The sequence below is a fragment of the Cellulomonas sp. P4_H4 genome (genome assembly GCF_056400865.1).
The window spans coordinates 62,722-84,442 of sequence record NZ_JBFUKL010000005.1 but is presented as its reverse complement, the minus strand read 5'-3'; the positions used below and the strand labels follow the sequence as shown (position 1 = coordinate 84,442).

Annotated in this window: 17 protein-coding genes; 2 read left to right on the top strand and 15 right to left on the bottom strand. The window is 71.9% G+C overall.

All coding sequences use genetic code 11. The annotated features are described in order from the left end of the window. Positions 1 to 2: 2 nt before the first annotated feature. Both AC1DPN_RS14850 and AC1DPN_RS14845 read right to left on the bottom strand, forming a co-directional pair. Complete coding sequence (locus tag AC1DPN_RS14850; RefSeq protein WP_477085540.1) at positions 3 to 800, bottom strand: family 1 encapsulin nanocompartment shell protein; 798 nt, start codon at positions 798 to 800, stop codon at positions 3 to 5. Continuing rightward, on the bottom strand, positions 797 to 1,819 hold the full coding sequence (locus AC1DPN_RS14845) for a Dyp-type peroxidase (protein ID WP_477085539.1): 1,023 nt from the start codon (positions 1,817 to 1,819) through the stop codon (positions 797 to 799). The genes AC1DPN_RS14850 and AC1DPN_RS14845 overlap by 4 nt, the downstream gene beginning before the upstream one ends. A 110-nt stretch (positions 1,820 to 1,929) precedes the next feature. Between AC1DPN_RS14845 and AC1DPN_RS14840 the strand changes: the two genes are divergently transcribed. Next, positions 1,930 to 2,754 carry an alpha/beta fold hydrolase gene (locus tag AC1DPN_RS14840; protein WP_477085538.1) on the top strand — a complete coding sequence of 275 codons (825 nt, stop codon included), beginning with the start codon at positions 1,930 to 1,932 and terminating at the stop codon, positions 2,752 to 2,754. 44 nt (positions 2,755 to 2,798) lie between these two features. On the opposite strand, the gene AC1DPN_RS14835 is transcribed toward AC1DPN_RS14840, so the two are convergent. From AC1DPN_RS14835 to AC1DPN_RS14795, 9 genes are all read right to left on the bottom strand, one after another. After that, positions 2,799 to 3,602 carry an alpha/beta hydrolase gene (locus tag AC1DPN_RS14835; protein ID WP_477085537.1) on the bottom strand — a complete coding sequence of 268 codons (804 nt, stop codon included), beginning with the start codon at positions 3,600 to 3,602 and terminating at the stop codon, positions 2,799 to 2,801. A gap of 13 nt (positions 3,603 to 3,615) precedes the next feature. Then, positions 3,616 to 4,449 carry an alpha/beta fold hydrolase gene (locus tag AC1DPN_RS14830; protein WP_477085536.1) on the bottom strand — a complete coding sequence of 278 codons (834 nt, stop codon included), beginning with the start codon at positions 4,447 to 4,449 and terminating at the stop codon, positions 3,616 to 3,618. A 76-nt stretch (positions 4,450 to 4,525) separates the two neighbouring features. Next, positions 4,526 to 7,243, bottom strand: coding sequence for an ATP-binding protein (locus AC1DPN_RS14825; protein ID WP_477085814.1), 2,718 nt, complete (start codon positions 7,241 to 7,243; stop codon positions 4,526 to 4,528). A 52-nt stretch (positions 7,244 to 7,295) separates the two neighbouring features. Beyond that, positions 7,296 to 9,380 carry an alpha-galactosidase gene (locus AC1DPN_RS14820; RefSeq protein WP_477085535.1) on the bottom strand — a complete coding sequence of 695 codons (2,085 nt, stop codon included), beginning with the start codon at positions 9,378 to 9,380 and terminating at the stop codon, positions 7,296 to 7,298. 129 nt (positions 9,381 to 9,509) lie between these two features. After that, positions 9,510 to 10,316 (bottom strand): HpcH/HpaI aldolase/citrate lyase family protein, encoded by an 807-nt coding sequence (locus AC1DPN_RS14815; RefSeq protein WP_477085534.1) that lies wholly within the window; start codon positions 10,314 to 10,316, stop codon positions 9,510 to 9,512. Further along, on the bottom strand, positions 10,313 to 10,789 hold the full coding sequence (locus tag AC1DPN_RS14810; RefSeq protein WP_477085533.1) for a MaoC family dehydratase: 477 nt from the start codon (positions 10,787 to 10,789) through the stop codon (positions 10,313 to 10,315). The genes AC1DPN_RS14815 and AC1DPN_RS14810 overlap by 4 nt, the downstream gene beginning before the upstream one ends. Further along, positions 10,786 to 11,967, bottom strand: coding sequence for an acyl-CoA dehydrogenase family protein (locus AC1DPN_RS14805; RefSeq protein WP_477085532.1), 1,182 nt, complete (start codon positions 11,965 to 11,967; stop codon positions 10,786 to 10,788). Before AC1DPN_RS14805 ends, AC1DPN_RS14810 begins: the two co-directional genes overlap by 4 nt. Then, the gene (locus AC1DPN_RS14800) at positions 11,964 to 13,913 is read right to left on the bottom strand and encodes an acetyl/propionyl/methylcrotonyl-CoA carboxylase subunit alpha (RefSeq protein ID WP_477085531.1); all 1,950 of its coding nucleotides are present in this window, start codon (positions 13,911 to 13,913) and stop codon (positions 11,964 to 11,966) included. Before AC1DPN_RS14800 ends, AC1DPN_RS14805 begins: the two co-directional genes overlap by 4 nt. A 5-nt stretch (positions 13,914 to 13,918) precedes the next feature. Beyond that, complete coding sequence (locus AC1DPN_RS14795) at positions 13,919 to 15,517, bottom strand: carboxyl transferase domain-containing protein (protein ID WP_477085530.1); 1,599 nt, start codon at positions 15,515 to 15,517, stop codon at positions 13,919 to 13,921. A gap of 147 nt (positions 15,518 to 15,664) precedes the next feature. On the opposite strand from AC1DPN_RS14795, the gene AC1DPN_RS14790 reads away from it, so the two are divergent. Continuing rightward, positions 15,665 to 16,273 carry an SACE_7040 family transcriptional regulator gene (locus AC1DPN_RS14790; protein ID WP_477085529.1) on the top strand — a complete coding sequence of 203 codons (609 nt, stop codon included), beginning with the start codon at positions 15,665 to 15,667 and terminating at the stop codon, positions 16,271 to 16,273. 157 nt (positions 16,274 to 16,430) lie between these two features. On the opposite strand, the gene AC1DPN_RS14785 is transcribed toward AC1DPN_RS14790, so the two are convergent. The 4 genes from AC1DPN_RS14785 to AC1DPN_RS14770 form a co-directional block, all read right to left on the bottom strand. Beyond that, on the bottom strand, positions 16,431 to 17,942 hold the full coding sequence (locus AC1DPN_RS14785; RefSeq protein ID WP_477085528.1) for a dihydrolipoamide acetyltransferase family protein: 1,512 nt from the start codon (positions 17,940 to 17,942) through the stop codon (positions 16,431 to 16,433). Continuing rightward, positions 17,942 to 18,946: an alpha-ketoacid dehydrogenase subunit beta gene (locus AC1DPN_RS14780; RefSeq protein ID WP_477085527.1), complete on the bottom strand. Its 1,005-nt coding sequence runs from the start codon at positions 18,944 to 18,946 to the stop codon at positions 17,942 to 17,944. The genes AC1DPN_RS14785 and AC1DPN_RS14780 overlap by 1 nt, the downstream gene beginning before the upstream one ends. Beyond that, complete coding sequence (pdhA, locus tag AC1DPN_RS14775) at positions 18,943 to 20,010, bottom strand: pyruvate dehydrogenase (acetyl-transferring) E1 component subunit alpha (protein ID WP_477085813.1); 1,068 nt, start codon at positions 20,008 to 20,010, stop codon at positions 18,943 to 18,945. The genes AC1DPN_RS14780 and pdhA overlap by 4 nt, the downstream gene beginning before the upstream one ends. Before the next feature lie 191 nt (positions 20,011 to 20,201). Further along, the gene (locus AC1DPN_RS14770) at positions 20,202 to 21,683 is read right to left on the bottom strand and encodes an amino acid permease (protein ID WP_477085526.1); all 1,482 of its coding nucleotides are present in this window, start codon (positions 21,681 to 21,683) and stop codon (positions 20,202 to 20,204) included. Positions 21,684 to 21,721 lie beyond the last annotated feature (38 nt).

The following is a 21,721-nucleotide window of genomic DNA, read 5'->3' as shown; positions in this document are numbered from 1 at the left end:
GGTCAGCCCTGCGTGAGGGCGACGCCCGCCTCGCTCGTCTGCACGAGGAACGTCAGCGACTCCTGGAAGTAGAGCTGCACGGTGGCCGCGTCGTGCGAGAGGTACCCGATCGACAGGTCCTGGCCGACGTGCAGCTCGAAGTCACCACCGCGGGTCGAGAGCAGGAACGCCCCGTCGATCGCGGGCGCCCAGACGATCTCGTCGACGACGCGCGCGAGGTGCTCGTGGATCGGGTACCCGTGGTCCGACGTCTCGGTCACGGCGGTGTAGTCGTCGGCCGAGAGCAGGAGCGCGTACGGGCCGTCGACGCCGGCGAGCCGCAGGGCGCCGAGCGCCTGCGCGACCGCGACCGGGTAGTCGCGGACGTCGGCGGGCAGCGCGATCGCCCCGTTGGAGATGCTCGCCCGGACGCCGTCGATCCCCGCGGCGCCGAAGCCCTCGAAGATCGCGCGGTCCTCGGCGAACGCGATCTGCTTGGCCGCGTCCTTCACCGGCTGCCAGTCCGCGTCCCTGCGCCCTCGCTCGACGTCGTCGACGGACTGGCGGTCGACCGTGAACGGGACGCGCAGCTCGACCAGCGGCTGCGCGAGCCGCAGCTGGGCCAGCACGCCGTCCGCGGGTGGGTCGATCGCGGTGACCTTGCCGGTGTCGACGGTCGCGAGCGCCTCCCCCGCCGGCCCGACCACGTCGACGACGCGGCGTCCCGCGACGTGCCGCGTGAACGTGCGGCGCGCCTCCGCCTCGAGGTCGGCCCAGGCGGCCTCCGAGATCGGTGCGAGGTGGCGGTGCAGGTTGCTCATGACGGCGTGCTCCTTCTCAGGCTGCCGATGCCCAGCGAGGACTCGGGTGGTTCATCGACGACGGGCGTCTCAGGTGGTGCGTCGACGACGGGCGGCTCGGGTGGTCCGTCGTCGAGGAGCTCGACCGACGGGACGAAGAACAGGTTCCCGGTGACAGCGGTCGAGAAGTCGAGGATGCGGTCGTAGTTTCCCGGCGGCTTGCCGACGAACATGTGGGTGAGCATCTGCTCGATGACCCCCGGATCGTTCGCGAACCCGATGAAGTACGTGCCGAACTCCCCCTCGCCCACCCTGCCGAACGGCATGTTGTCCCGCACGATCTGGCGCTCGGTGCCGTCGGCGTCCTCGATCGTGGTGAGCGCGACGTGCGAGCTGTCGGGCTTGGTCTCGTCGGGCAGCTCGATGTCGGACAGCTTGGTCCGTCCGATCACGCGCTCCTGCGCCTCGGTGGACAGGGTGTTCCACGCGTCGAGGTCGTGCACGTACTTCTGCACGACCACGTAGCTCGACCCGGCGAACTCGGGGTCCTCGTCGGCGACCGTCACGGCGCTCAGCGCCGCCGCACCGGCCGGATTCTCGGTGCCGTCGACGAACCCGAGCAGGTCACGCTCGTCGAAGTACTTGAACCCGTGGACCTCGTCGACCACGACCGCTGCCCCGCGGAGCCTGTCGACGAGGTGCGTCGCCAGCTCGAAGCACAGGTCCATGCGGGTGGCCCGGATGTGGAACAGGAGGTCGCCGGGGCTCGCGACCGCGCGGTGCACGTCGCCGATCACCTCGCGGAACGGGTGCAGGCTCGCCGGTCGGGCGGCTGCGGGGAACAACCGGTCCCAGGCCCGCGACCCGATGCCGGTGACGACCGCCAGTCCCCCGGCCGGCTCGCGGAAGCCGACCGACCGCTGGAGCGCAGTGACGTCGGTCAGGAGGTCACGCACCTGGTCCTCCCCACCGGGGCGGATGCTGAGCACCAGGAAGATCGCGTTGCTGGTCAGAGGAGTCAGCACCGGCTGAGAAGTCACACGTCTGTCCTTCGTCCGCCGTTCACTTCCAGACCGCCAGGATAGGTCGCGGAGTGTCCGGTTTGCGCATTAGTGTCGCCAACACCACCAATGGTTTGGGGAGCGCATCCATGGGAACTGTCACCACGCCCGACGGCGTCGAGATCTTCTACAAGGACTGGGGCTCGGGTCAGCCGATCGTCTTCAGCCACGGCTGGCCGTTGTCGAGCGACGACTGGGACGCCCAGCTCATGTTCTTCCTTCAGCACGGCTACCGCGTGGTCGCCCACGACCGCCGTGGCCATGGCCGCTCGACGCAGACCGACACCGGCCACGACATGGACCACTACGCCGACGACCTGGCGGTCCTCACGGCGCACCTGGACCTGCAGGACGCCGTCCACGTCGGCCACTCGACCGGTGGCGGCGAGGTGGTCCACTACATCGCCCGCCACGGGGAGAGCCGCGTCGCCAAGGCCGTGCTCATCTCCGCGGTCCCGCCGATCATGGTCCAGACCGAGTCGAACCCAGGCGGCCTGCCGAAGGCCGTGTTCGACGGGCTCCAGGCCGAGGTCGCCACCAACCGGTCCGCCTTCTACCGCGACCTGCCCTCGACCGCGTTCTACGGCTTCAACCGCGACGGCGTCGAGCCGGTCGAGGCGATCATCGCGAACTGGTGGCGCCAGGGGATGATGGGCGGCATCAAGGCCCACTACGACGGCATCGTCGCGTTCTCGCAGACGGACTTCACCGAGGACCTCAAGAAGATCACCGTGCCGACCCTGGTGATGCACGGCGACGACGACCAGGTCGTGCCCTACGCGGATTCCGGTCCCCTGTCCGCAGCGCTCCTGCAGAACGGGACGCTCAAGACGTACGCGGGCTTCCCGCACGGGATGCCGACCACGCAGTTCGAGACGATCAACGCCGACCTGCTGGAGTTCATCCAGGCGTGAGCCGGCCGAGGGGCCGCCCTGTAGGCGGCCCCTCGGGCTCGACGTCAGGTGGCCGAGACCTTCGCGTGGGCCAGGGCCCACTCGAGGGCGTAGTCGGCGACCTCTTCCCAACCCGGCTCCGCGCAGATCCAGTGCGACCGGTTCGGGAACTCGTGGTACTCGGTGAGGGCCGGCGACTTGGCGTAGTGCTTCGCGTTCGACCGGTTCACCGACGGCGGCATGATGTGGTCCTTCTCGCCGCCGATGAACAGCAGCGGCGCCCGGTCCGCGTCGTAGTCCACCCAGGTCTCCTGCTTGCCGGGCTTGAAGTTGGCGATGAGTCCGTACGCCCACACCCAGTTGCCAGGCGCGGGGATCGCGAACTCCTGCCAGGCGGCGTCGGAGTCCTCGCGTGAGATCGTGTTGGCGAACGCGTAGTGGAACTCCTCGGGCGTGAACCCGACGGCGCGGTGGTAGTTCGCCGGGTTCTTCAGGGCCGGGAACAGCGACTTGATCTGCGACAACGGGCTCACGTGCACGCCCTCCGTCGGCGCGGAGTCGACGACCACTCCTGCCGAGCCGAGACCCCGGGCCAGCAGCAGCTGCGTGAGCGTGCCACCGAACGAGTGGCCCATGATGATCGGCGGCTCGGGCAGCGCCTCGATCTGCGCGGCGATGTGGTCGACGGTCTCGGGGACTGTCAGCCGGGCGATCAGGTCGGGGTTCTCTCGCAGCGCCTCGACCTCGATCTCGAACCCGGGGTACCCGGGCACGAGCACCGTGTGTCCGGCCGCCTCGAAGCGTTCCTTCCAGCCGCGCCAGCTGCGCGGGGTCATCCAGAGGCCGTGCACGAGCACGATGGTGGTCATGGTCGGTCCTTTCTCAGTGGGGTAGGGAGTCGACGAACGAGAGCAGGTCCGCGTGCAGGCGGGAGCGCTCCGTGTCGGGCAGTCCGTGCGCGCCGTCCTCGTAGACGGTGAGGGTGGCCCCGGCGATCGCGGCCGCCGAGCGCTCGCCCCCCACCTCGAACGGCACGATCTGGTCGTCCGAGCCGTGGATGACCAGGGTCGGCACGTCGACCTTGGCGAGGTCCGGACGGAAGTCGGTGGCGGAGAACGCCGCGATGCACTCGTACGCACCGCGGTGGCCACTGGCCATGCTCTGCAGCCAGAACGCGTCGCGCGTGCCCTGCGAGACGTCGTTGTTGCGGTTGTTGCCGAAGAACGGCCCGTCGGCCAGGTCGCGGTAGAGCTGCGAGCGGTCAGCCGCCTCCTCGGCGCGGATGGCGTCGAAGACCGCGATCGGGAGGCCGCCGGGGTTGTCGTCGGAGCCCAGCATCAGCGGCGGGACCGCCGAGACGAGCACGAGCCCCGCCACGCGGGCCGTGCCGTGCCGGCCGATGTAGTGCACCGCCTCGCCGCCACCGGTCGAGTGCCCGACGAGCGTGATCCCGGTGAGGTCGAGGTGCTCGATCAGGCACGCCAGGTCGTCGGCGTAGGTGTCCATCTCGTTGCCGTGCCAGGTCTGGCTGGACCGGCCGTGGCCGCGCCGGTCGTGCGCGATCACGCGATGGCCGTGCTCCGCGAGAAACAGCGCGGCGGCGTCCCACGCGTCCGCGTTGAGCGGCCAGCCGTGGCTCAGCAGCACGGGCCGGCCGCCGCTCCCCCAGTCCTTGTAGAAGATCTGCGCGCCGTCCTCCGCGATGACGTACGGCATGAGCACCACCTCTGCGTTCTCGGATGCTCGATGGTGCGGCGGCGGGTCGAGGCCCCGAACCACGTGGTGCACGTAGTCAGTCCGTGCCGAGGCGCTCCGCGAGCTGTCGGCGCGACGTGATCTCGAGCTTCCGGAACACCTTGCGCAGGTGGTAGTCGACCGTGTTCACGCTGATGAAGAGCGCGGAACCGATCTCCGGGTTCGTCTGCCCGGAGGCGGCCAGCCGAGCGATGGTCGCCTCCTGCGGCGTCAGCGCGTCGGGGGCCGCGCCCGTCGACCGGGCGATGTGCTCTCCGGTCGCCTCGAGCTCTCGGCGGGCCCGGTCCGCGAACGCCGGTGCGCCGAGGCGTTCGAACAGCGCGAGCGCGAGCCGCAGCTGCTCTCGCGCCTCGCGTCGTCGCTTGGCGCGCCGCAGCCACTCGCCGTAGACGAGGTGAGCGCGGCCGAGGTCGCCGCGCGCGGTGGACGCGCTCAGGTGCTCGATCGCCTCGGCGTAGAGGGTTTCCGCGTCCTCGTCAGCGGCCAGCAGGGCCGCCGAACGGGCCGCGAGGCCACGGATCCACGGGGTGCCGCTGACGCCCGCGAAGGTCGCGAGCCGCTCGGCGGCACCCCGGACCTGGTCGGCATGGCCGCTTCGCACTCCCGCCTCGACGAAGTCCGGCAGCTGCTGGTACGTCACCTGGAGGAACGGCCGCTCGACCATGGCCCGGAACCGCGTGAACGCGTCTCGGTAGTGACCCTCGGCGATCTCGCGCACACCCAGCCCGGTCATCGCGGCCGTCCACACCCCGCCGAAGCCCATGTCGCGGACCGCCTCGGCGATCATCTCGACCTGCGCTGTCGGGGCGCCCGCCCACGCGAGGTACGACGCGTTCACCACCTGTTCGGCGTCGTACCCCATCGCCTGCCGCAGATCGCGGACCTGGTCGATGTACCGCCCTGACGCGATCACCTCTCCGCGCACGAGCTCGGTGAGGCTCAGCATCCAGAGGGTCGTGTCGAGCACCCGAAGTGCTCCTGCGTCGCGTGCGGCGCGGGAGACCCGCGCGAGCAGCGTGCTGCACGAGCGGTCGTCCCAGAGCGCCATCGTCAGGGCAACACCGACGCTGCTGAGCTCGAGCAGCTCGTCGTCGCCGGCGGCGTGAAGCATCTCGACCGCCTCGCGCATCGCCGGGACGGCCACCTCATAGGGGTCCAGGATGTGCGCGCCGAGCGCCCGCAGCACGACCGACGATGAGCTGCCGGAGGCGGCTTCAGCGAGCCTGCGGCCGAGCTCCGGCAGCGTGACGTCCCGCATCGACCACTCCGCCGGGAGCGCCAGCTCGAACGCTCGCACGAGGGTGCGCTGCTCGAGCTCGGGGACGTTCCCGTGGAACAGGTCGGCCGCGCGCAGCATCGCCGCCGCGCCACCGGTGATGCCCGCCGGGTCTCCGACGAACGTTGCGAGGAGCGCTCGCAGCGACAGGGCACGCCCTTGGCTCACCTGGTCGAGCTGCGACTCGTCGATGCTGTCGAGCATCTCGAGCGCGAGCTGCGCGGCGCCTGCACCTGCCGCCGCCTCCGCCGCGGCGACGAGCCGCCCGTCTCGGACCGGCCCCTGCGGGGTCAGGTCGGCGGCACGCGCCAGCAACCGGGCACGCGACTCGAAGGCGCCACGGCCACCTGCCGAGTCGGCCTCGCGCTCCATCCGTGCGGCGACGGCCTCGTCCGTGCCGACGACGGCGGCCGCCGCGTGCCAGACCGCGACGTCGGTGCGCCCACGCTCGTCGGCGACGTCCCGGAGCGCCGCGTGCACCCGGCGGCGTTCGTGCGCGGGCATGCCGTTGTAGACGGCCGAGCGGACCAGCGGGTGACGGAACACCACGCGGTCACCCACGACGGCGAGCCCCTCCGCGCCGGCCGAGTCCTCGACGTCGAGCCCGAGACGTGCAGCCGCGGCGTCGATCAGCCCGGCGTCGCCACCCGACTCGGCAGACGCCACCCTCAACCATCGACGAGCCGGCGGCGGGATCGCCTCCACCTGGCGTAGGTACAGGGCCTCCAACCGGGCGCCGACCGGCACGGGGACGGGAGCGATCGAGGAGCTCGTCAGCTGACGCGACGTGAACTCCCGTCCGAGGTCGATGAGTGCCAACGGGTTCCCGACGGACTCCTCGGCGATCTGCCGGGCGAGGAAGGGATCGACCGGCTCGCTCGCCGACCGGTTGAGCAGGTGCACCGCCGACAACGCGTCGAGACCGTCGAGGTCGAGGGTCGGGACGCCGACCGCGACCGCGTCGACACGTTCGTCGGGACGCGTCGCGAGCAGGAGCGCCACCGACTCGGCCTTGAGCCTGCGCCCGACGAACGCGAGCACCTCGAGCGACTCGGCGTCCAGCAGGTGCACGTCGTCGACGACACAGACCAGCGGCTGCGCCTCACCCGCGGCGGCGAGCAGCGAGAGCATCCCGAGCCCGACGAGAAAGCGGTCGGGCGGTGAGCCGTCGTCGAGGCCTGCGGCGATCCGCAGAGCGGCGACCTGTCGCGCCGGAAGGGACGGCAGGTGCTCCCGCAGCGGCGAGCCGATCCGCTGCAGCGCGGCGTACGGCATCGCAGCCTCGGCCTCGTAGCCGTCCGCCCGCACGACGCGCATGCCGACGTGCTCTCGGGTGGCGGCGCCGAGCAGCGTCGACTTGCCCATCCCCGCGTCACCGCGGACGAGCAGCGCGCCCCCGCGGCCGTTGCGCGCCGAGCCGACGAGCAGGGCCAGCTGCTCCAGCTCGCGAGCTCGACCGAGGAGCGGGTGAGGTTCGATGTGTGCACGCTAACGGGACCGGGTGAGGTCGCGCTAGAGGCCTTTGCGCAGGTCAGGCGCGCGGATCGACCGCGTCGCACGCGAGCAGGACCGCGTTCTCCGGACCGAGCAGCGGTGCCGGGAGCCCGACCTCGCCCAGCACTCGTCCGGAGAGCAGTGGCGGGTCCGACCACCAGGCGGGCGCGACCGCCTGCACGAGAGTGGTCCCCGGGCCGAGGTCGACGACCCGGACCTGGTAGTGCCGATCGGGGTCCAGCCCTGGCAGGCGCAGGACGGGTGGCAACGCCGCCTGCGCCGAGCCCAGCGCAGCCGCGGCGAACAGCGCACGAGACCCGTCCGTGGCCACCACGCCGTGCGTGAGCCAGCCGGGGTCGGACACGTCGGCGCGCACGACGACGCCGCTGTGCAACAGTGCGCGCTCCGCTCGGTAGAGCTCGGTCCAGCGGGCGATGACGTCGAGCTCCTCCGGGGTCGCCTCGGTCAGGTCCCACTCGATGCCCGCGTGGGCGAACAGCGCCGTGATCAGCCGGAACGGCAGGGCGGCAGTGCGCCCTGTCGTGTGGGCACGAGCCGCGCCCAGGTGGCTGCCGAGGTACTCCGGCGGGACGAGCAGCCCGGTCCAGCGCTGGATCGACTGCCGTTCGAGCGCGTCGTTGGTGTCGCTCGTCCACACCCGGTCGACCAGCGGCAGGATGCCGAGGTCGATGCGCGCCCCGCCGGAGGCGCACGACTCGATCTCCACGTCGGGGTGGGCCTCCCGGACGGCGGCGAGCAGCCGGTAGAGCGCGTGGGTCTGCCGGTGCGCGTACGGGCCGAGCACGTCACGGTTGTGGTCCCACTTGAGGTACGCGATCGGGTACTCCGTGAGCAGCGCGTCCAGACGCTCGTACACGTAGGCCCAGGCGTCGGGCTGCGCGAGATCGAGGACGCGCTGGTTGCGCCACGTGGACGCGTCGGGCGCACCCAAGACCCAGGACGGGTGCTCGCGGGCGAGGTCCGAGTCGGGGTTGACCATCTCGGGCTCCACCCAGAGCCCGAACCGCATGCCGGCGTCGGTCACGCGGTCGACGAGCGGACGCAACCCGCCCGGCCACTTCTCCTCGTCGACGAACCAGTCGCCCAGCGCGCGCCGGTCGTCCGTGCGACCCCGGAACCAGCCGTCGTCCAGCACGAAACGCTCGACACCGACCCGGGCGGCAGCGTCGACGAGCGGCTCCAGGCCCGCGAGCGAATGGTCGAAGTAGACGGCTTCCCAGGTGTTCAGGACGAGCGGGCGCGGACCGCGGATCGTCGACCACGACCGGACCCAGGGGTGCAGGCGGTCGGACAGGCCGTCGAGACCCGCACCGGACCAGACGAGCACGACCCAGGGACCGGTGTAGACCTCACCCGGCCCGAGGACGACCTCCCCGGGCGAGAGCAGCTCGCCGCCACCGAGCACGCAGGCACCCAGCGCCGACCGTTCGAGCCACACGGTGCTGTCGCCGCTCCATGCGACGTGGGCGGCCCAGACCTCGCCGTGCCGGAAGTCGAAGCCCGGCACGCCGGCGGTGAGCAGGAACGCGTCGTCGTGCCCAGGCCGGCCGTGCCGCGACTCGCGCGACCACACCCCGTGCGGCGGCTGGTGTCGCTGCGGCCGACGTTCGCGGCTCCACAGCCCGGAGAAGTCGAGCACCTCGCGCGCACGCTCGGGCACCGGGACGACGACGTGGGCGGCGTCGACGGACAGGCCGTCGTCGCCCTCGTTGCGCACGGTCTGCCGCACGCGCAGGATCCCCTGCTCGGTCAGCTCGACCTCGGTCTCCACCACGACGCCGACGGTCGCGTCCCGGGCCCTGAACGTCAGGCCGTCGCTCGCAGCGGCCGTGAGACGCAGGTCAGCCGGAGCCCCCGGCCGATGCACGACGACGCCGGGCCGGCCGCTCCAGCCCTCGGCGCGACCCGGCGTCAGGGAGAGGCGCAGCGGGTGGTCGACCGAGCTCGGCGGCACCGCGGGGACCGAGGCGTCCGCGAGCGCGGTGGCCTCCTCGTCGTCGAGCGGACCGAGGTCACGCCCCCAGTGCACGATCGTGGGCACGGCCGTGCCGCGGGCGTCGAGCAGGACGCTGACGCCCGCGGCACGAAGGTGGTGGATCACGCGGGTCAGCCCTTCACCGGGATCGACTGAGCCCTCATGGCGTCGATCGTCGACTGCCGGATCGAGTCCGGCCCTCGTCGCAGGGTAGAGGTCGGCGCGGGTGTTCAGCGCGAGGAGAGCGCGCGTCGCTCAGAGCGCGCGGTGGAGCACCTGCTCGGCATGGCGGAGGACCGGCCCGTCGACCATCTGCCCGTCCCGACGGAACACACCGTGCTCGCCGACGGCCTGGTCGAGCACGCCACGCGCCCACGCGACCTCGGCCTCGGTCGGCCGGTAGGCGGCGCGGACCACCTCGACCTGCGACGGGTGGATGCACGCCGTCGCGCAGAACCCGCTCGCCGCGGCGTCGGACGCCTCCGCCGCGAGCCCGTCGAGGTCGTCGATGTCCATGTGGACCGCGTCGATCGCGGACTTCCCGTGCGCGCCCGCGGCGACCAGGACGGAGGACCGCGCGTGCACGGCGACGTCGCGGTAGGCACCCGACGGCCTGCGGCTCGACGTACCCCCGAGGGACGCGACCAGGTCGTCGGCACCCCACATGAGGGCGACGACGTTCGGCTCGGCAGCGATCGCCGCGACGTCGAGCACGCCGGCAGCGGTCTCGACGAGCGCGACGACGTCGTAGCGCGCGAGCGGTCGGAGGTCGTGGGCCGACGCCGTCTTGGCGAGCATCACGGTCCGGTACGGCGTGCCCATGAGCGCCTGCAGGTCGGCGCACAGGTCGTCGGTGCCGGCGGCGTTGACGCGCACGATCGTGCGGTCGGGGTCGAGCAGGACGTCGGTCAGCGCGCGCCGGGCGGCCGCCTTGGCGTCGGGCGCGACGGCATCCTCCAGGTCGAGGATCACCGCGTCGGCGCGGGCTGCGCCCTTGGCGTACCGGTCGGGGCGGTCCGCCGGGCAGAACAGGAGCGCGGGTCCCGACGAGAACCTGCTCATGGCGCCGCGTCCCGGCACCAGACGAGCACCGTCCGCGTCGCCGTCGCGACGACGACGTCGTCCTGGTTGCGGCCCGTGTGCGCGAACGTCACGACGCCCTGACCGGGGCGCGACTGGGACAGCCGCTTGTCGACGAGAACCGTCTCCGCGTACAGGGTGTCGCCGTGGAACAGCGGGTGCGGGAACTGCGCGTCGAAGATCCCGAGGTTCGCGACGATCGTGCCCTGCGTGAGCTGCGCGACCGAGCTGCCCACGAGGACGGCCAGCGTCATCATCGAGTTGATCAGCCGCTGCCCGAACGGCTGGCCGGCCGCCCAGGCGGCGTCGAGGTGCAGCGACTGCGGGTTCATGGTCAACGTCGAGAACAGCACGTTGTCCGCCTCCGTGAGCGTGCGCCCGGGCCGGTGCAGGTAGCGCACGTCCGGCTCGAGCTCCTCGAAGTACCGCCCCCGCTGGACGACGTCCCTGGTCATCTGTTGGCTCCTGCCGTCGCGAACCCCAGCTCCCGCGCGATGATCATCAGCTGCACCTCCGTCGTGCCCTCGCCGATCTCCAGCACCTTCGAGTCGCGGTAGTGCCGGGCCACCGGGTTCTCGTTCATCAGCCCGTAGCCACCGAAGATCTGCGTCGCGTCGCGCGCGTTGTCCATGGCCGCCTCGCTCGCGAGGAGCTTGGCGAGGCTGGCCTCGAGCTTGAAGGGCTGGCCCGCGACGAGCCGGTGGGCGGCCTCGAGCCACGCCAGCCTGGCCGAGTGCACGCGCGACTCCATCCGGGCGATCTTGAACGCGATGTGCTGGTTCTCGCCGATGGGGTGGCCGAACACGTTGCGGCTCTTCGCGTAGCGCATGGCCTCCTCGAGACACCCCTGGGCCGCACCGGCGCAGAGCGCCGCGAACGCGACACGACCCTCGTCGAGCGTCTGGATGAAGGACGCGAACCCACGGCCGCGGACGCCCAGCAGGTTCGCCTCGGGCACGCGGACGTCCTCGAAGCGCAGTGGGTGGGTGTCGGACGTGTGCCAGCCAACCTTGTCGTAGGCGGGCAGGACCGTGAAGCCCGGGGTCCCGCTGGGGACCAGGATCGCGGAGAGCTCCTTCTTGACCGAGCCGTCGTCGCGGACGCTCTCGCCCGTGACCGCCGTGATCGTCACGAGCCGCGTGATGCGGGAGCCGGAGTTGGTGATGAACTGCTTGGTCCCGTTGATGACCCACTCGCCGCCCTCGAGCACGGCGGTCGTCTTCGTGCCCGACGCGTCGGAGCCCGCATCGGCCTCCGTCAGCCCGAACCCGGCGAGCGCCTTGCCCTGCGCGAGCATCGGCAGCCACTCCTGCTTCTGCTCCTCGGTCCCGCTGCGGTACACCGGCATCGCGCCCAGGCCCACCCCCGCCTCGAGAGTCACCGCGATCGACTGGTCGACCCGGGCCAGCTGCTCGACCGCGAGACAGAGGTCGACGTAGTCCCGGCCCTGACCGCCGTACTCGGTGGGGAACGGCAGGCCGAACAGCCCCATCTCGCCCATCTGGGCGATGATCTCGTAGGGCAGCTCGCGCAACGTGTCGTACTCGTACGCGGCCGGGGCGACGACGGAGTCGGCGAAGTCGCGCACCTCGTCACGGAGCTTGCGCTGCTCGGGGGTGAGGTCGTAGGTCATTCCGGGATCCCTTCATGGGGGTGGCCGGTGATGGTGGCCACCACGTGGTCGAGAGCCACCCGGTCGGTCGGTCGGACCATGAGGGTGACGATGCCGTCGCTGGGGGCGACGACCCGGTGCTCCATCTTCATCGCCTCGATCACGAGGAGCGTCTGACCGGCGACGACGTCGTCACCGTCCGAGACCTCGACCGAGACGACCGTGCCGGGCATGGGTGAGCGGGCGACCGGGTCGGCCTTCCGCGTCCCACGGGTGAGTGCGGCGAGCTCGTCGGCCAGGCGCTCGACGCGTCCGCGGAAGCGGACCTCTCCGTGGCCGCCCACCCACGTGACGTCGCCGTCCGTGGCCAGGCGGACGTGGTGGACGACGCCGTCGAGCTCGAGGTCGGCGGCGTCGGGTCCGCGACGCACGAGGTCGGCCGTGACCGGTGCGCCGTCGCCGACCGTGACCGTCCGGCCGAGCACGGCGACCTCGACGCGGTCGACGTCGTAGCGGGTGGGCAGCGGATCGGCGAGGCGCCACCCGTCGGCGCGCCACGCACCGTTCCCGGCGACCTGGTGCCGCCACAGCGTGGCCGCGACGACGGCCACCGGATCGAGCTTCGACGCCGGCACCGGCAGGCGCCCGAGCAGCCCGGTGTCGAGCCGGCCGGCCCGCACGGCGGGGTCCGCCAGCACGTGCCGCAGGAACCCGAGGTTGGTGCGGATGCCGAGGATCGTCGTCCGCTCCAGGGCGCTGTCGAGCCTGGAGAGCGCGTCGGACCGGGTGGGCGCCCAGGCGATCACCTTGGCGAGCATCGGGTCGTACAGCGTGCCGATCTCCAGCCCGTGGCGCAGCGCGCTGTCGACGCGGATGCCGTCGCCGGTCGGCTCGTCGAGCACGAGGACCGTGCCGGTGGTCGGCAGGAAGTCGCGCGCGGGGTCCTCGGCGTAGACGCGCGCCTCGACGGCGTGGCCGGTCAGGCGGACGTCCTCCTGCCGGAACGCGAGCGGCTCCCCGGCGGCGATGCGGAGCTGCCACTCGACCAGGTCGAGACCCGTGACGAGCTCGGTGACCGGGTGCTCGACCTGCAGGCGCGTGTTCATCTCCATGAAGAAGAACTCCGTCGGCGCCTCGTCGGACACCAGGAACTCCACCGTGCCGGCGCCGACGTAGCCGACGCTGCGGGCCACGTTGCAGGCCGCCTCGCCGATGCGCTGGCGCGTCGACTCGTCGAGCAGCGGGGACGGCGCCTCCTCGATCACCTTCTGGTGCCGACGCTGCAACGAGCACTCGCGCTCGCCCAGGTGCACCACGGTCCCGTGCTCGTCGGCGAGCAGCTGGACCTCGATGTGCCGCGGCATGCGCACGAGGCGCTCGACCAGCAACGTGTCGTCCGCGAACGCCGACGACGCGACCCGCCGCGCGCCCACGAGCGCGTCGTGCAGCTGCTCCGGGCGGTCGACGACCACCATCCCCTTGCCGCCGCCGCCCGCCGACGGCTTGACCAGCAGCGGGTAGCCGAGACCGTCCGCCGCGGCCTCGTCGTCGATCCCCGTCAGCGCGACCCCCGGGATCACGGGAACGTCCGCGGCGACCACGTGCTCCTTGGCGCGGATCTTGTCGCCCATGACCTGCAGGGCCTGCGTCCCCGGGCCGACGAAGACGATCCCCGCAGCCTCGCACGCCTTGGCCAGGTCGACGTTCTCGGAGAGAAACCCGTACCCGGGGTGGATCGCGTCCGCTCCGGAGGCCCGAGCGGCGCGGATCACCGCGTCGATGTCGAGGTAGCTCGCGCGCGGCTCGGCCGGCCCGAGCCGGACCGCGGTGTCGGCAAGCAGGACGTGGCGGGCCTCGCGGTCGGCGTCGCTGTAGACGGCGACGGACCGGATGCCGAGGCGGCGCAGCGTCGCCACGACGCGGCAGGCGATCTCCCCACGGTTGGCGACGAGCACGGTGCGGAACATCGCCCTCACATCCGGAACAGGCCGAAGCGGGGCTCGCCCAGCGGCACGCGGACAGCCAGGTCGAGGGCCATGCCGAGGACGCGGCGGGTGTCCGACGGGTCGATGATCCCGTCGTCCCAGAGGCGCGCCGTCGAGTAGTACGGGCTCCCCTGCGTCTCGTACTGCTCGCGCAGCGGCGCCTTGAACGCCTCCTCCTCGTCGGCGCTCCACGCGTCGCCGAGCTGGTCACGACGGATCGTGGCCAGCACCGACGACGCCTGGGGTCCGCCCATCACGGAGATGCGGCTCGCGGGCCACATCCACAGGAACCTGGGGCCGTAGGCGCGCCCGCACATCGAGTAGTTCCCCGCCCCGAACGAGCCGCCGATCACGACGGTCAGCTTGGGCACCCGGGTCGTCGCCACCGCGGTGACCATCTTGGCGCCGTGCTTCGCGATGCCGCCCGCCTCGTAGTCGCGCCCGACCATGAACCCGTTGACGTTCTGCAGGAACACGAGCGGGATCCCGCGCTGGTCGCAGAGCTCGATGAAGTGGGCGCCCTTGAGCGCGGACTCGCTGAACAGCACGCCGTTGTTGGCGACGATCCCCACGGGGTGCCCGTGCAGGTGCGCGAAGCCCGTGACGAGCGTCGACCCGTACTCCCGCTTGAACTCGTGGAGCTCGCTGCCGTCGACGAGCCGCGCGATGACCTCGCGCACGTCGTACGCCGTCTGCAGGTCGGTGGGGACGACGCCGTACAGCTGGCCCTCGTCGACCTTCGGCGGCCGGCTCTCGACCACCTCCCACGCCCTGTGGTGGGAAGCGGGCAGCGTCGCGACGATGTCGCGCACGATCTGCAGCGCGTGCGCGTCGTTCTCCGCCAGGTGGTCCGTGACTCCCGACGTGCCGGCGTGCAGCTCGCCGCCGCCCAGGTCCTCGGCGCTGACCACCTCGCCGGTGGCCGCCTTCACCAGCGGCGGGCCGCCCAGGAAGATCGTCCCCTGGCCCCGCACGATCACGGTCTCGTCGCTCATCGCGGGGACGTACGCGCCGCCCGCGGTGCACGAGCCCATGACGCAGGCGACCTGAGGGATGCCCTCGGCGGACATCCGCGCCTGGTTGAAGAAGATTCGGCCGAAGTGGTCGCGGTCCGGGAACACCTCGTCCTGCTTGGGCAGGAACGCACCGCCCGAGTCGACCAGGTAGACGCACGGCAGCCGGTTCTCGAGCGCGATCTCCTGCGCACGCAGGTGCTTCTTGACGGTCAGGGGGTAGTACGTGCCGCCCTTCACGGTGGCGTCGTTGGACAGCACCATGACGTACCGGCCCTCGACCAGGCCGACGCCCGCGATCACGCCCGCGCCCGGGGCGTCGCCGTCGTAGAGCCCCTCGGCCGCCAGCGGAGCCACCTCGAGGAACGGGCTGCCGTCGTCCAGCAGGGCGTCGATGCGCTCGCGCGGGAGCAGCTTGCCGCGAGCGACGTGCCGCTCCCGTGAGCGCTCGGGCCCGCCTCGGGCTGCCGTGCGCAACCGGCCGCGCAGCTCGTCGACCAGGCCCCGTTGGGCGCCCTGGTTCGCGACGAACGCGGGCGCGCTCGGGTCTGCGGCGGTGCTGAGCGTCTCCATCGGCGCTGCCTCCACGGGGTGGTTGGAGGTACAACTGAGTTAACGGTGGTTAACTGATTTGAGGCTAGTGTTCGATCACGCGGTTGTCCACGGCAACGCCCGTCGCCCGTCCGCCGCCCGTCGTCCTCACGTCGAGAGCAGGAGCCGATGCCCGACCAGCTCGCCCCGCCCACGGCGCGCGTGCGCGCCAAGGCCGAGCGCCGCAGCTCACTGCTCTCGCAGGCCGCGCGGCTCTTCGCGAACCACGGCTTCGACGGGGTGTCGATCGAGGACCTGGGCGCTTCGGTCGGCGTCAGCGGACCCGCCGTGTACCGGCACTTCGCCAGCAAGCAGGCCGTGCTGGCCGCCCTGCTCGTCGACGTCAGCGAGGGACTGCTCGACGGAGGCCGCACGGTCGTCGACTCGTCCGACGACGACTCCGGGGCGCTCCGCTCGCTCGTCCGGTTCCACGTCGACTTCGCCCTGCGCGAGCCGGACGTCATCCGCGTCCAGGACCGCGACCTCGCCGCCCTCTCCCCGCAGGACCGCGAGTCGGTGCGTGACCTGCAACGACGCTATGTCGACCTGTGGGTCGACGTCCTCGCCCGCCTGAGCCCGTCGACGGACCGCGGCGAGCTCCGCCTGCGCTCCCAGGCGACGTTCGGGCTCATGAACTCGACGCCGCACAGCGCACGCTCGGTGACCGCGGCCCGGACACGCACGCTCCTGGAGGAGATGGCCCAGGCAGCCCTGGGCAGCCCGCTCCACGCTTCCTGAGGCAGTGCCATTGCGGAGCCCCGGCGCCGGCGGCTCTGTCCTTGCCGCGCGTTCACCGTCCGCGTGCCACCCGCGAGACCGTCACGTTGTCACGAGACCGGCAGTTCAGAGTGCCGGTGTCGTTGCAGAGTGACGGTCTCGACGCCGGGCGTCGCCGCTACACCATCCCGAGGACCTTGCCCGGGTTGGCCAGGATGGCGGCGACGTCGACCAGGAAGCGGGCCGCCTCGGCGCCGTCGACCAGGCGGTGGTCGAACGACACGCTCAGCGTCATCACGTCCCGCAGCGCGATCTGGTCGTGGAGCTCCCACGGTCGACGACGCACGGCGCCCGTGGCGAGGATCGCGGCCTGGCCCGGCACGAGGATCGGCGTCCCGGTGTCGACGCCGAGGACCCCGATGTTCGTGATCGTGATCGTGCCGCCGGCCAGGTCCGCGGGGGTCGTGGTGCCCGCGCGCGCAGCGTCGGTGAGCCGGGTGATCGCGTCGGCCAGCTCGGGGAGCTTGAGCCGGTCGGCGTCCTTGATCGTCGGCACAACGAGCCCGCGCGGGGTCGCCGCCGCGATGCCCAGGTTGACGTACCCGAACTGGACGATCTCCCGGGCGGGCTCGTCCCAGCGTGCGTTCAGCGACGGGTTGCGGCCGAGCGCGATCGTCACGGCCTTGGCGACGAGCGCGAGGAGCGTGACGCGGTGGCCGTCCAGCGCCTTGTCCGCGCGGAACGCCTCCAGGAGCTCCAGGGTCGGCGTGACGTCGATGGTCAGGGACGTCGACGCGTGCGGTGCCGTGAACGCGCTCGACACCATCGCCGCCGCGGTCTGCTTGCGGACGCCGGTGATCGGCGTCCGGACCTCGCGCGGCGCCCGACCGGTCTCCGGGGCCACGGGCGACGCCGGGCGCGCGCCCCGCGGGCCGGTGGCCGTTGGCGTCGTCGGCCGCGTGGCGCGCAGCGCAGGGGCGGTGCCCGAGACGATCCGCAGGACGTCCTCCCGCGTGATCGCACCGTCCGACCCGGAGCCCTCGACCCAGTCGAGGTCGACACCCAGGTCGTGCGCGAGCTTGCGGACCAGCGGGTTGAGCGTCCGGCGAGCCACGAGCGGGTGCTCGTCAGCAGCGTCGACGCCCGGGTGCTCGTCCGCGAGGTTGGCCACGTGGCCTTCGTCCGGGTCGTCGGGCTGGTGCGACGCGACCCAGTCCGCCGACCGGGACCGGCGCTTCGGCCGGGCCGCCGACTCGACGAGCGGTCCGTAGCCGACGAGGACGGCGGTCCGCTCGGGCGCGGCCGCAGGTGCGGACCCGGGCGCAGCGGACCCGGGTGCCGTGGACTCGGGTGCCGTGGGCACCGGAGCAACGGCCTCGGGGGCGGCTGCGGGCACCGGGGAAGCCGGGGCGTCCGTGACGTCGTCGGCCCCGATCGTCGCCTCGACGGCGATGGTCAGCAGCGGCGTGCCGACCGGCACGGTCGTCCCCGCCTCGACCAGCAGCTCGGTGACCACCCCGGCCCAGGGCGACGGCAGCTGCACGAGCGCCTTGGCGGTCTCGACCTCCGCGACCACCTGGTTCAGCTCCACGGTGTCGCCGACCGCGACGGTCCACTCCACCAGGTCGGACTCAGTCAGCCCTTCGCCGAGGTCCGGCAAGCTGATCGTCCGCAGGTTCGTGCTCGTCATCATGGCCTCCATCCGGTCAGGGAGTGCTGTCGGCCCATGACGCGGTCGACGGCATCGAGCAGGCGGTCCAGGTCGGGCAGGAAGTGCTCCTCGAGCTTGGCCGCGGGGTACGGCGTGTCGAACCCGGTCACGCGGACGGGCGCGGCGCGGAGCAGGTCGAAGCAGCGCTCGGTGATGCTCGCGGCGATCTCGGCCCCGAGCCCCCCGGATCGCTGAGCCTCGTGCGTCACGACGAGCCGCCGCGTCTTGCGGACCGACGTCTCGACCGTGTCGAGGTCCAGGGGCGACAGCGACCGCAGGTCGATCACCTCGACCGACAGCCCGTCGTCCTGCGCCGCGAGCGCGGCGTCGCGTGCGGTGACCACCAGCGGTCCGTAGGCGACGAGCGTGACGTCGGTGCCCTCGACCACGACGCGCGCCTGGTCGAGCGGCAGCGACTGGTCGAGCGTCTCGTCGACCTCGCCCTTGACCCAGTAGCGCCGCTTCGGCTCGAAGAACACCACGGGGTCGTCGGACGCGATCGCCTGCCGGATCATCGTGTGCGCGTCCTGCGGGGTCGCGCAGGTGACCACGCGCAGGCCCGGGGCGTGCGCGAAGTACGCCTCGGGCGACTCGCTGTGGTGCTCGACCGCACCGATGCCGCCGCCGTACGGGATGCGGACCGTGATCGGCATCCGCACGGCACCCCCGGTCCGGTAGCCGATCCGCGCCACCTGCGTGACCAGCTGGTCGAGGGCCGGGTAGACGAAGCCGTCGAACTGGATCTCCACGACCGGCCGGTAGCCGCGGTAGGCGAGCCCGACGGCGACGCCCATGATCCCGGCCTCGGCGAGCGGGGTGTCCATGACGCGCTCGGCGCCGAAGTCGCGCTGGAGCCCGTCGGTCACACGGAAGACGCCTCCGAGCCGACCGATGTCCTCGCCGAGCAGCACCACGGTCGGGTCGTCGTCGAGCGCGTGCCGCAGGCCGGAGTTCAGGGCGGCGGCCATGGTCCTGGGGGTCATGAGTCGTCCTCCTCGAACGTCGCCAGGTACGCCGCGTACTCGCTCCGCTGCCGGTCGAGCACCGGGTCGCGTTCCACGAGGACGTGGTCGAAGACGCTGAGCGGCTCGGGGTCGGGCAGGCCGTAGCACGCCTCGCGCATCTGCGCCGCGAACGTGTCGGCCGTGCGTCCGACCTCCGCGCGCCGCTCGTCGGACAGCGCGCCGCGCGCCTGGAGGTGGCGTTCGAGCCGCAGGATCGGGTCCTTCGCCGCCCACTCCTGCGCCGTCTCGACGTCGGCGTAGCGCGTCGGGTCGTCGGACGTCGTGTGCGGGCCGACCCGGTAGGTGACTGCCTCGATGAACGTCGGTCCCCCGCCCGAGCGCGCCCTGTCGAGCGCCATGCGCGTCGCGGCGGTCACGGCCAGCACGTCGTTGCCGTCGACCCGGATGCTCGGGATGCCGTAGCCGAACGCGCGGTCGGCGATCGGGCGCTTCGTCTGCAGGCCGACCGGCTCCGAGATCGCCCACTGGTTGTTCTGGCAGAAGAAGACGACGGGGGCGTCGAAGGAGGCCGCGAAGACCATCGCCTCGTGCACGTCGCCCTTGCTCGTCGCGCCGTCGCCGAAGTACGCCACGACCGCCGAGTCGACGCCGTCCTTGACGCAGCCGAGCGCGTACCCGGTGGCGTGCAGCGTCTGCGCGCCGATCATGACCTGAGGTGTCGCCATGCCGATCGTCCGCGGGTCCCAGCCGGACAGTGCGGTCCCCCGCCACACCCTCATCAGGTCCGCCGGCTGCGCACCGCGGCAGTAGGCGACACCGTTCTCGCGGTAGCTGGTGAAGGCGAAGTCGTCGGGCCGCAGCGCGCGGGCGGAGCCGATCTGCGCGGCCTCCTGGCCCAGCAGCGGCGGCCAGAGCCCGAGCTGTCCCTGCCGCTGGAGCGCGACGGCCTCGGTGTCGAAGCGCCGGACGACGACCATGTCCTCGTAGAGGCTCGTCAGCCGCTCGTCGTCGACGTCGTCGACCCACGGGTCGTAGACCGGATCGTCGTGCCGGACGCCGTCCGGTGTCAGCAGCTGGACCATGTCCGGCGGTGGGCGGTGGTCCGGTGTAGCGGACTGGGCGCGACCGAGAGACACATCTGTACGCAACATGTTTCGCTCCGTGTGGTGGCGGAGCCGTCGCTCTCGTGAAGCTAGGCCCCATTGCCTGATGTCCCGCCAATGTAAGTCCGACAGGGACCTCATGCCCATGGGGCAGAGCGAGTGTCGCCCGCTCAGCCGCCTGTGGTCACCCGCTCCGGCTCCCCTTCCTTCGGGATCCGCGAGTGCCGCATCGCGTACCCGAAGTACACGGCCATCCCCAGGACGAGCCACACGGCGAACCGCAGCCAGGTCTCGACCGAGAGGTTGATCATCAGGTAGAGGCAGATCAGCGCGGACACGGCCGGCAGCACGGGCACCCACGGCACCCGGAACGCGCGGGGCAGGTCGGGGCGGGTCCGCCGCAGGACGATGACCCCGAGGCTGACCAGCACGAACGCGCTCAGTGTGCCGATGTTCACCATCTCCTCGAGCACGCCGACGGGCGTCAGTCCGGCGATGAGGATCGTGACGACCGAGACGATGATCGTGATGACGTACGGCGTCCGGAACCGCGGGTGGACCTTGGCGATGGCGGGCGGGAGCAGGTGGTCGCGGCCCATCGCGAAGATGACGCGGGTGGCGCCGATCAGCAGCGTGAGGACGACCGTCGTCAGGCCCGCGACGGCGCCCGCGGAGATGAGCGTCGCCATCCACGTCTGCCCGTGCACCTGGAACGCGTTCGCGAGCGCCGCGGCGGGATCGAGCTCGTCGTACGAGACCATCCCGGTCACGACGAGCGAGACCGCGCAGTACAGGACCGTGCAGATCGCGAGCGACCCGATGATGCCGCGCGGCAGGTCGCGCTGCGGGTTGCGCGTCTCCTCGGCGGTCGTTGCGACGACGTCGAAACCGATGAACGCGAAGAACACCAGGGCGGCGCCGGCGAAGATGCCTCCGACGCCGAACGTCGAGGGCGTCAGGCCCAGCATCGCCTGCACGAGCGGCTGGGTGAGACCGGTCGTCGCCTCCGTGGTCTGGGCGTCCGGGATGAACGGCTGGTAGTTCGCGGAGTCGATGAAGCCGATGCCCGCGACGATCACGAACAGCACGATGAACACCTTCACGGCGACCAGCACCATGTTGACGCGCAAGGACTCCTTGATCCCGACCGTGACGAGCAGCCCGAGCAGCGCGACCAGGATCATCGCCATCAGGTCGACCGTGCCGCCGTACCCGATCGCCTCCGGGATGGTGATGCCGAGGTTCCCGAGGAAGAGCCCCAGATACGCGCTCCAGCCCTGGGCGACGACGCTCGCGCCGAGCACGAGCTCGAGCAGGAGGTCCCACCCGATGATCCAGGCGAAGACCTCGCCCAGGCTCGCGTAGCTGAACGTGTACGCCGAACCGGAGACCGGCACCGTCGACGCGAACTCCGCGTAGCACATGGCCGCGAGCGCGCAGCAGATCGCCGCGACGACGAAGCTGAGCACGATCGCGGGGCCTGCGACCTCGTGCGCTGCCCGACCGGTGAGCGTGAAGATGCCGGCGCCGATCACGACGCCGACCCCGAAGACGACGAGGTCGAGCGCACCGAGCGTGCGTTTGAGCTTGAACTCCGGTTCCTCGGCGTCGGCGAGGGACTGCTCGATGCTCTTGGTCCGCAGGATGCTCACGGCGTCGCCCCTTCTCGACCGGCACGGTGTGCACAAGT

Bases quoted from the DNA above. Each gene is read 5' to 3' on its own strand.
- pdhA (WP_477085813.1), bottom strand. From the start codon at position 20,010: ATGGTCCAGCTGCTGACACCGGACGGCGTCCGGCACGACGATCCGGTC.
- AC1DPN_RS14800 (WP_477085531.1), bottom strand. From the start codon at position 13,913: ATGTTCCGCACCGTGCTCGTCGCCAACCGTGGGGAGATCGCCTGCCGC.
- AC1DPN_RS14785 (WP_477085528.1), bottom strand. From the start codon at position 17,942: ATGACGAGCACGAACCTGCGGACGATCAGCTTGCCGGACCTCGGCGAA.
- AC1DPN_RS14780 (WP_477085527.1), bottom strand. From the start codon at position 18,946: ATGACCCCCAGGACCATGGCCGCCGCCCTGAACTCCGGCCTGCGGCAC.
- AC1DPN_RS14815 (WP_477085534.1), bottom strand. From the start codon at position 10,316: ATGAGCAGGTTCTCGTCGGGACCCGCGCTCCTGTTCTGCCCGGCGGAC.
- AC1DPN_RS14835 (WP_477085537.1), bottom strand. From the start codon at position 3,602: ATGACCACCATCGTGCTCGTGCACGGCCTCTGGATGACCCCGCGCAGC.
- AC1DPN_RS14795 (WP_477085530.1), bottom strand. From the start codon at position 15,517: ATGGAGACGCTCAGCACCGCCGCAGACCCGAGCGCGCCCGCGTTCGTC.
- AC1DPN_RS14850 (WP_477085540.1), bottom strand. From the start codon at position 800: ATGAGCAACCTGCACCGCCACCTCGCACCGATCTCGGAGGCCGCCTGG.
- AC1DPN_RS14840 (WP_477085538.1), top strand. From the start codon at position 1,930: ATGGGAACTGTCACCACGCCCGACGGCGTCGAGATCTTCTACAAGGAC.
- AC1DPN_RS14830 (WP_477085536.1), bottom strand. From the start codon at position 4,449: ATGCCGTACGTCATCGCGGAGGACGGCGCGCAGATCTTCTACAAGGAC.
- AC1DPN_RS14810 (WP_477085533.1), bottom strand. From the start codon at position 10,789: ATGACCAGGGACGTCGTCCAGCGGGGGCGGTACTTCGAGGAGCTCGAG.
- AC1DPN_RS14805 (WP_477085532.1), bottom strand. From the start codon at position 11,967: ATGACCTACGACCTCACCCCCGAGCAGCGCAAGCTCCGTGACGAGGTG.
- AC1DPN_RS14790 (WP_477085529.1), top strand. From the start codon at position 15,665: ATGCCCGACCAGCTCGCCCCGCCCACGGCGCGCGTGCGCGCCAAGGCC.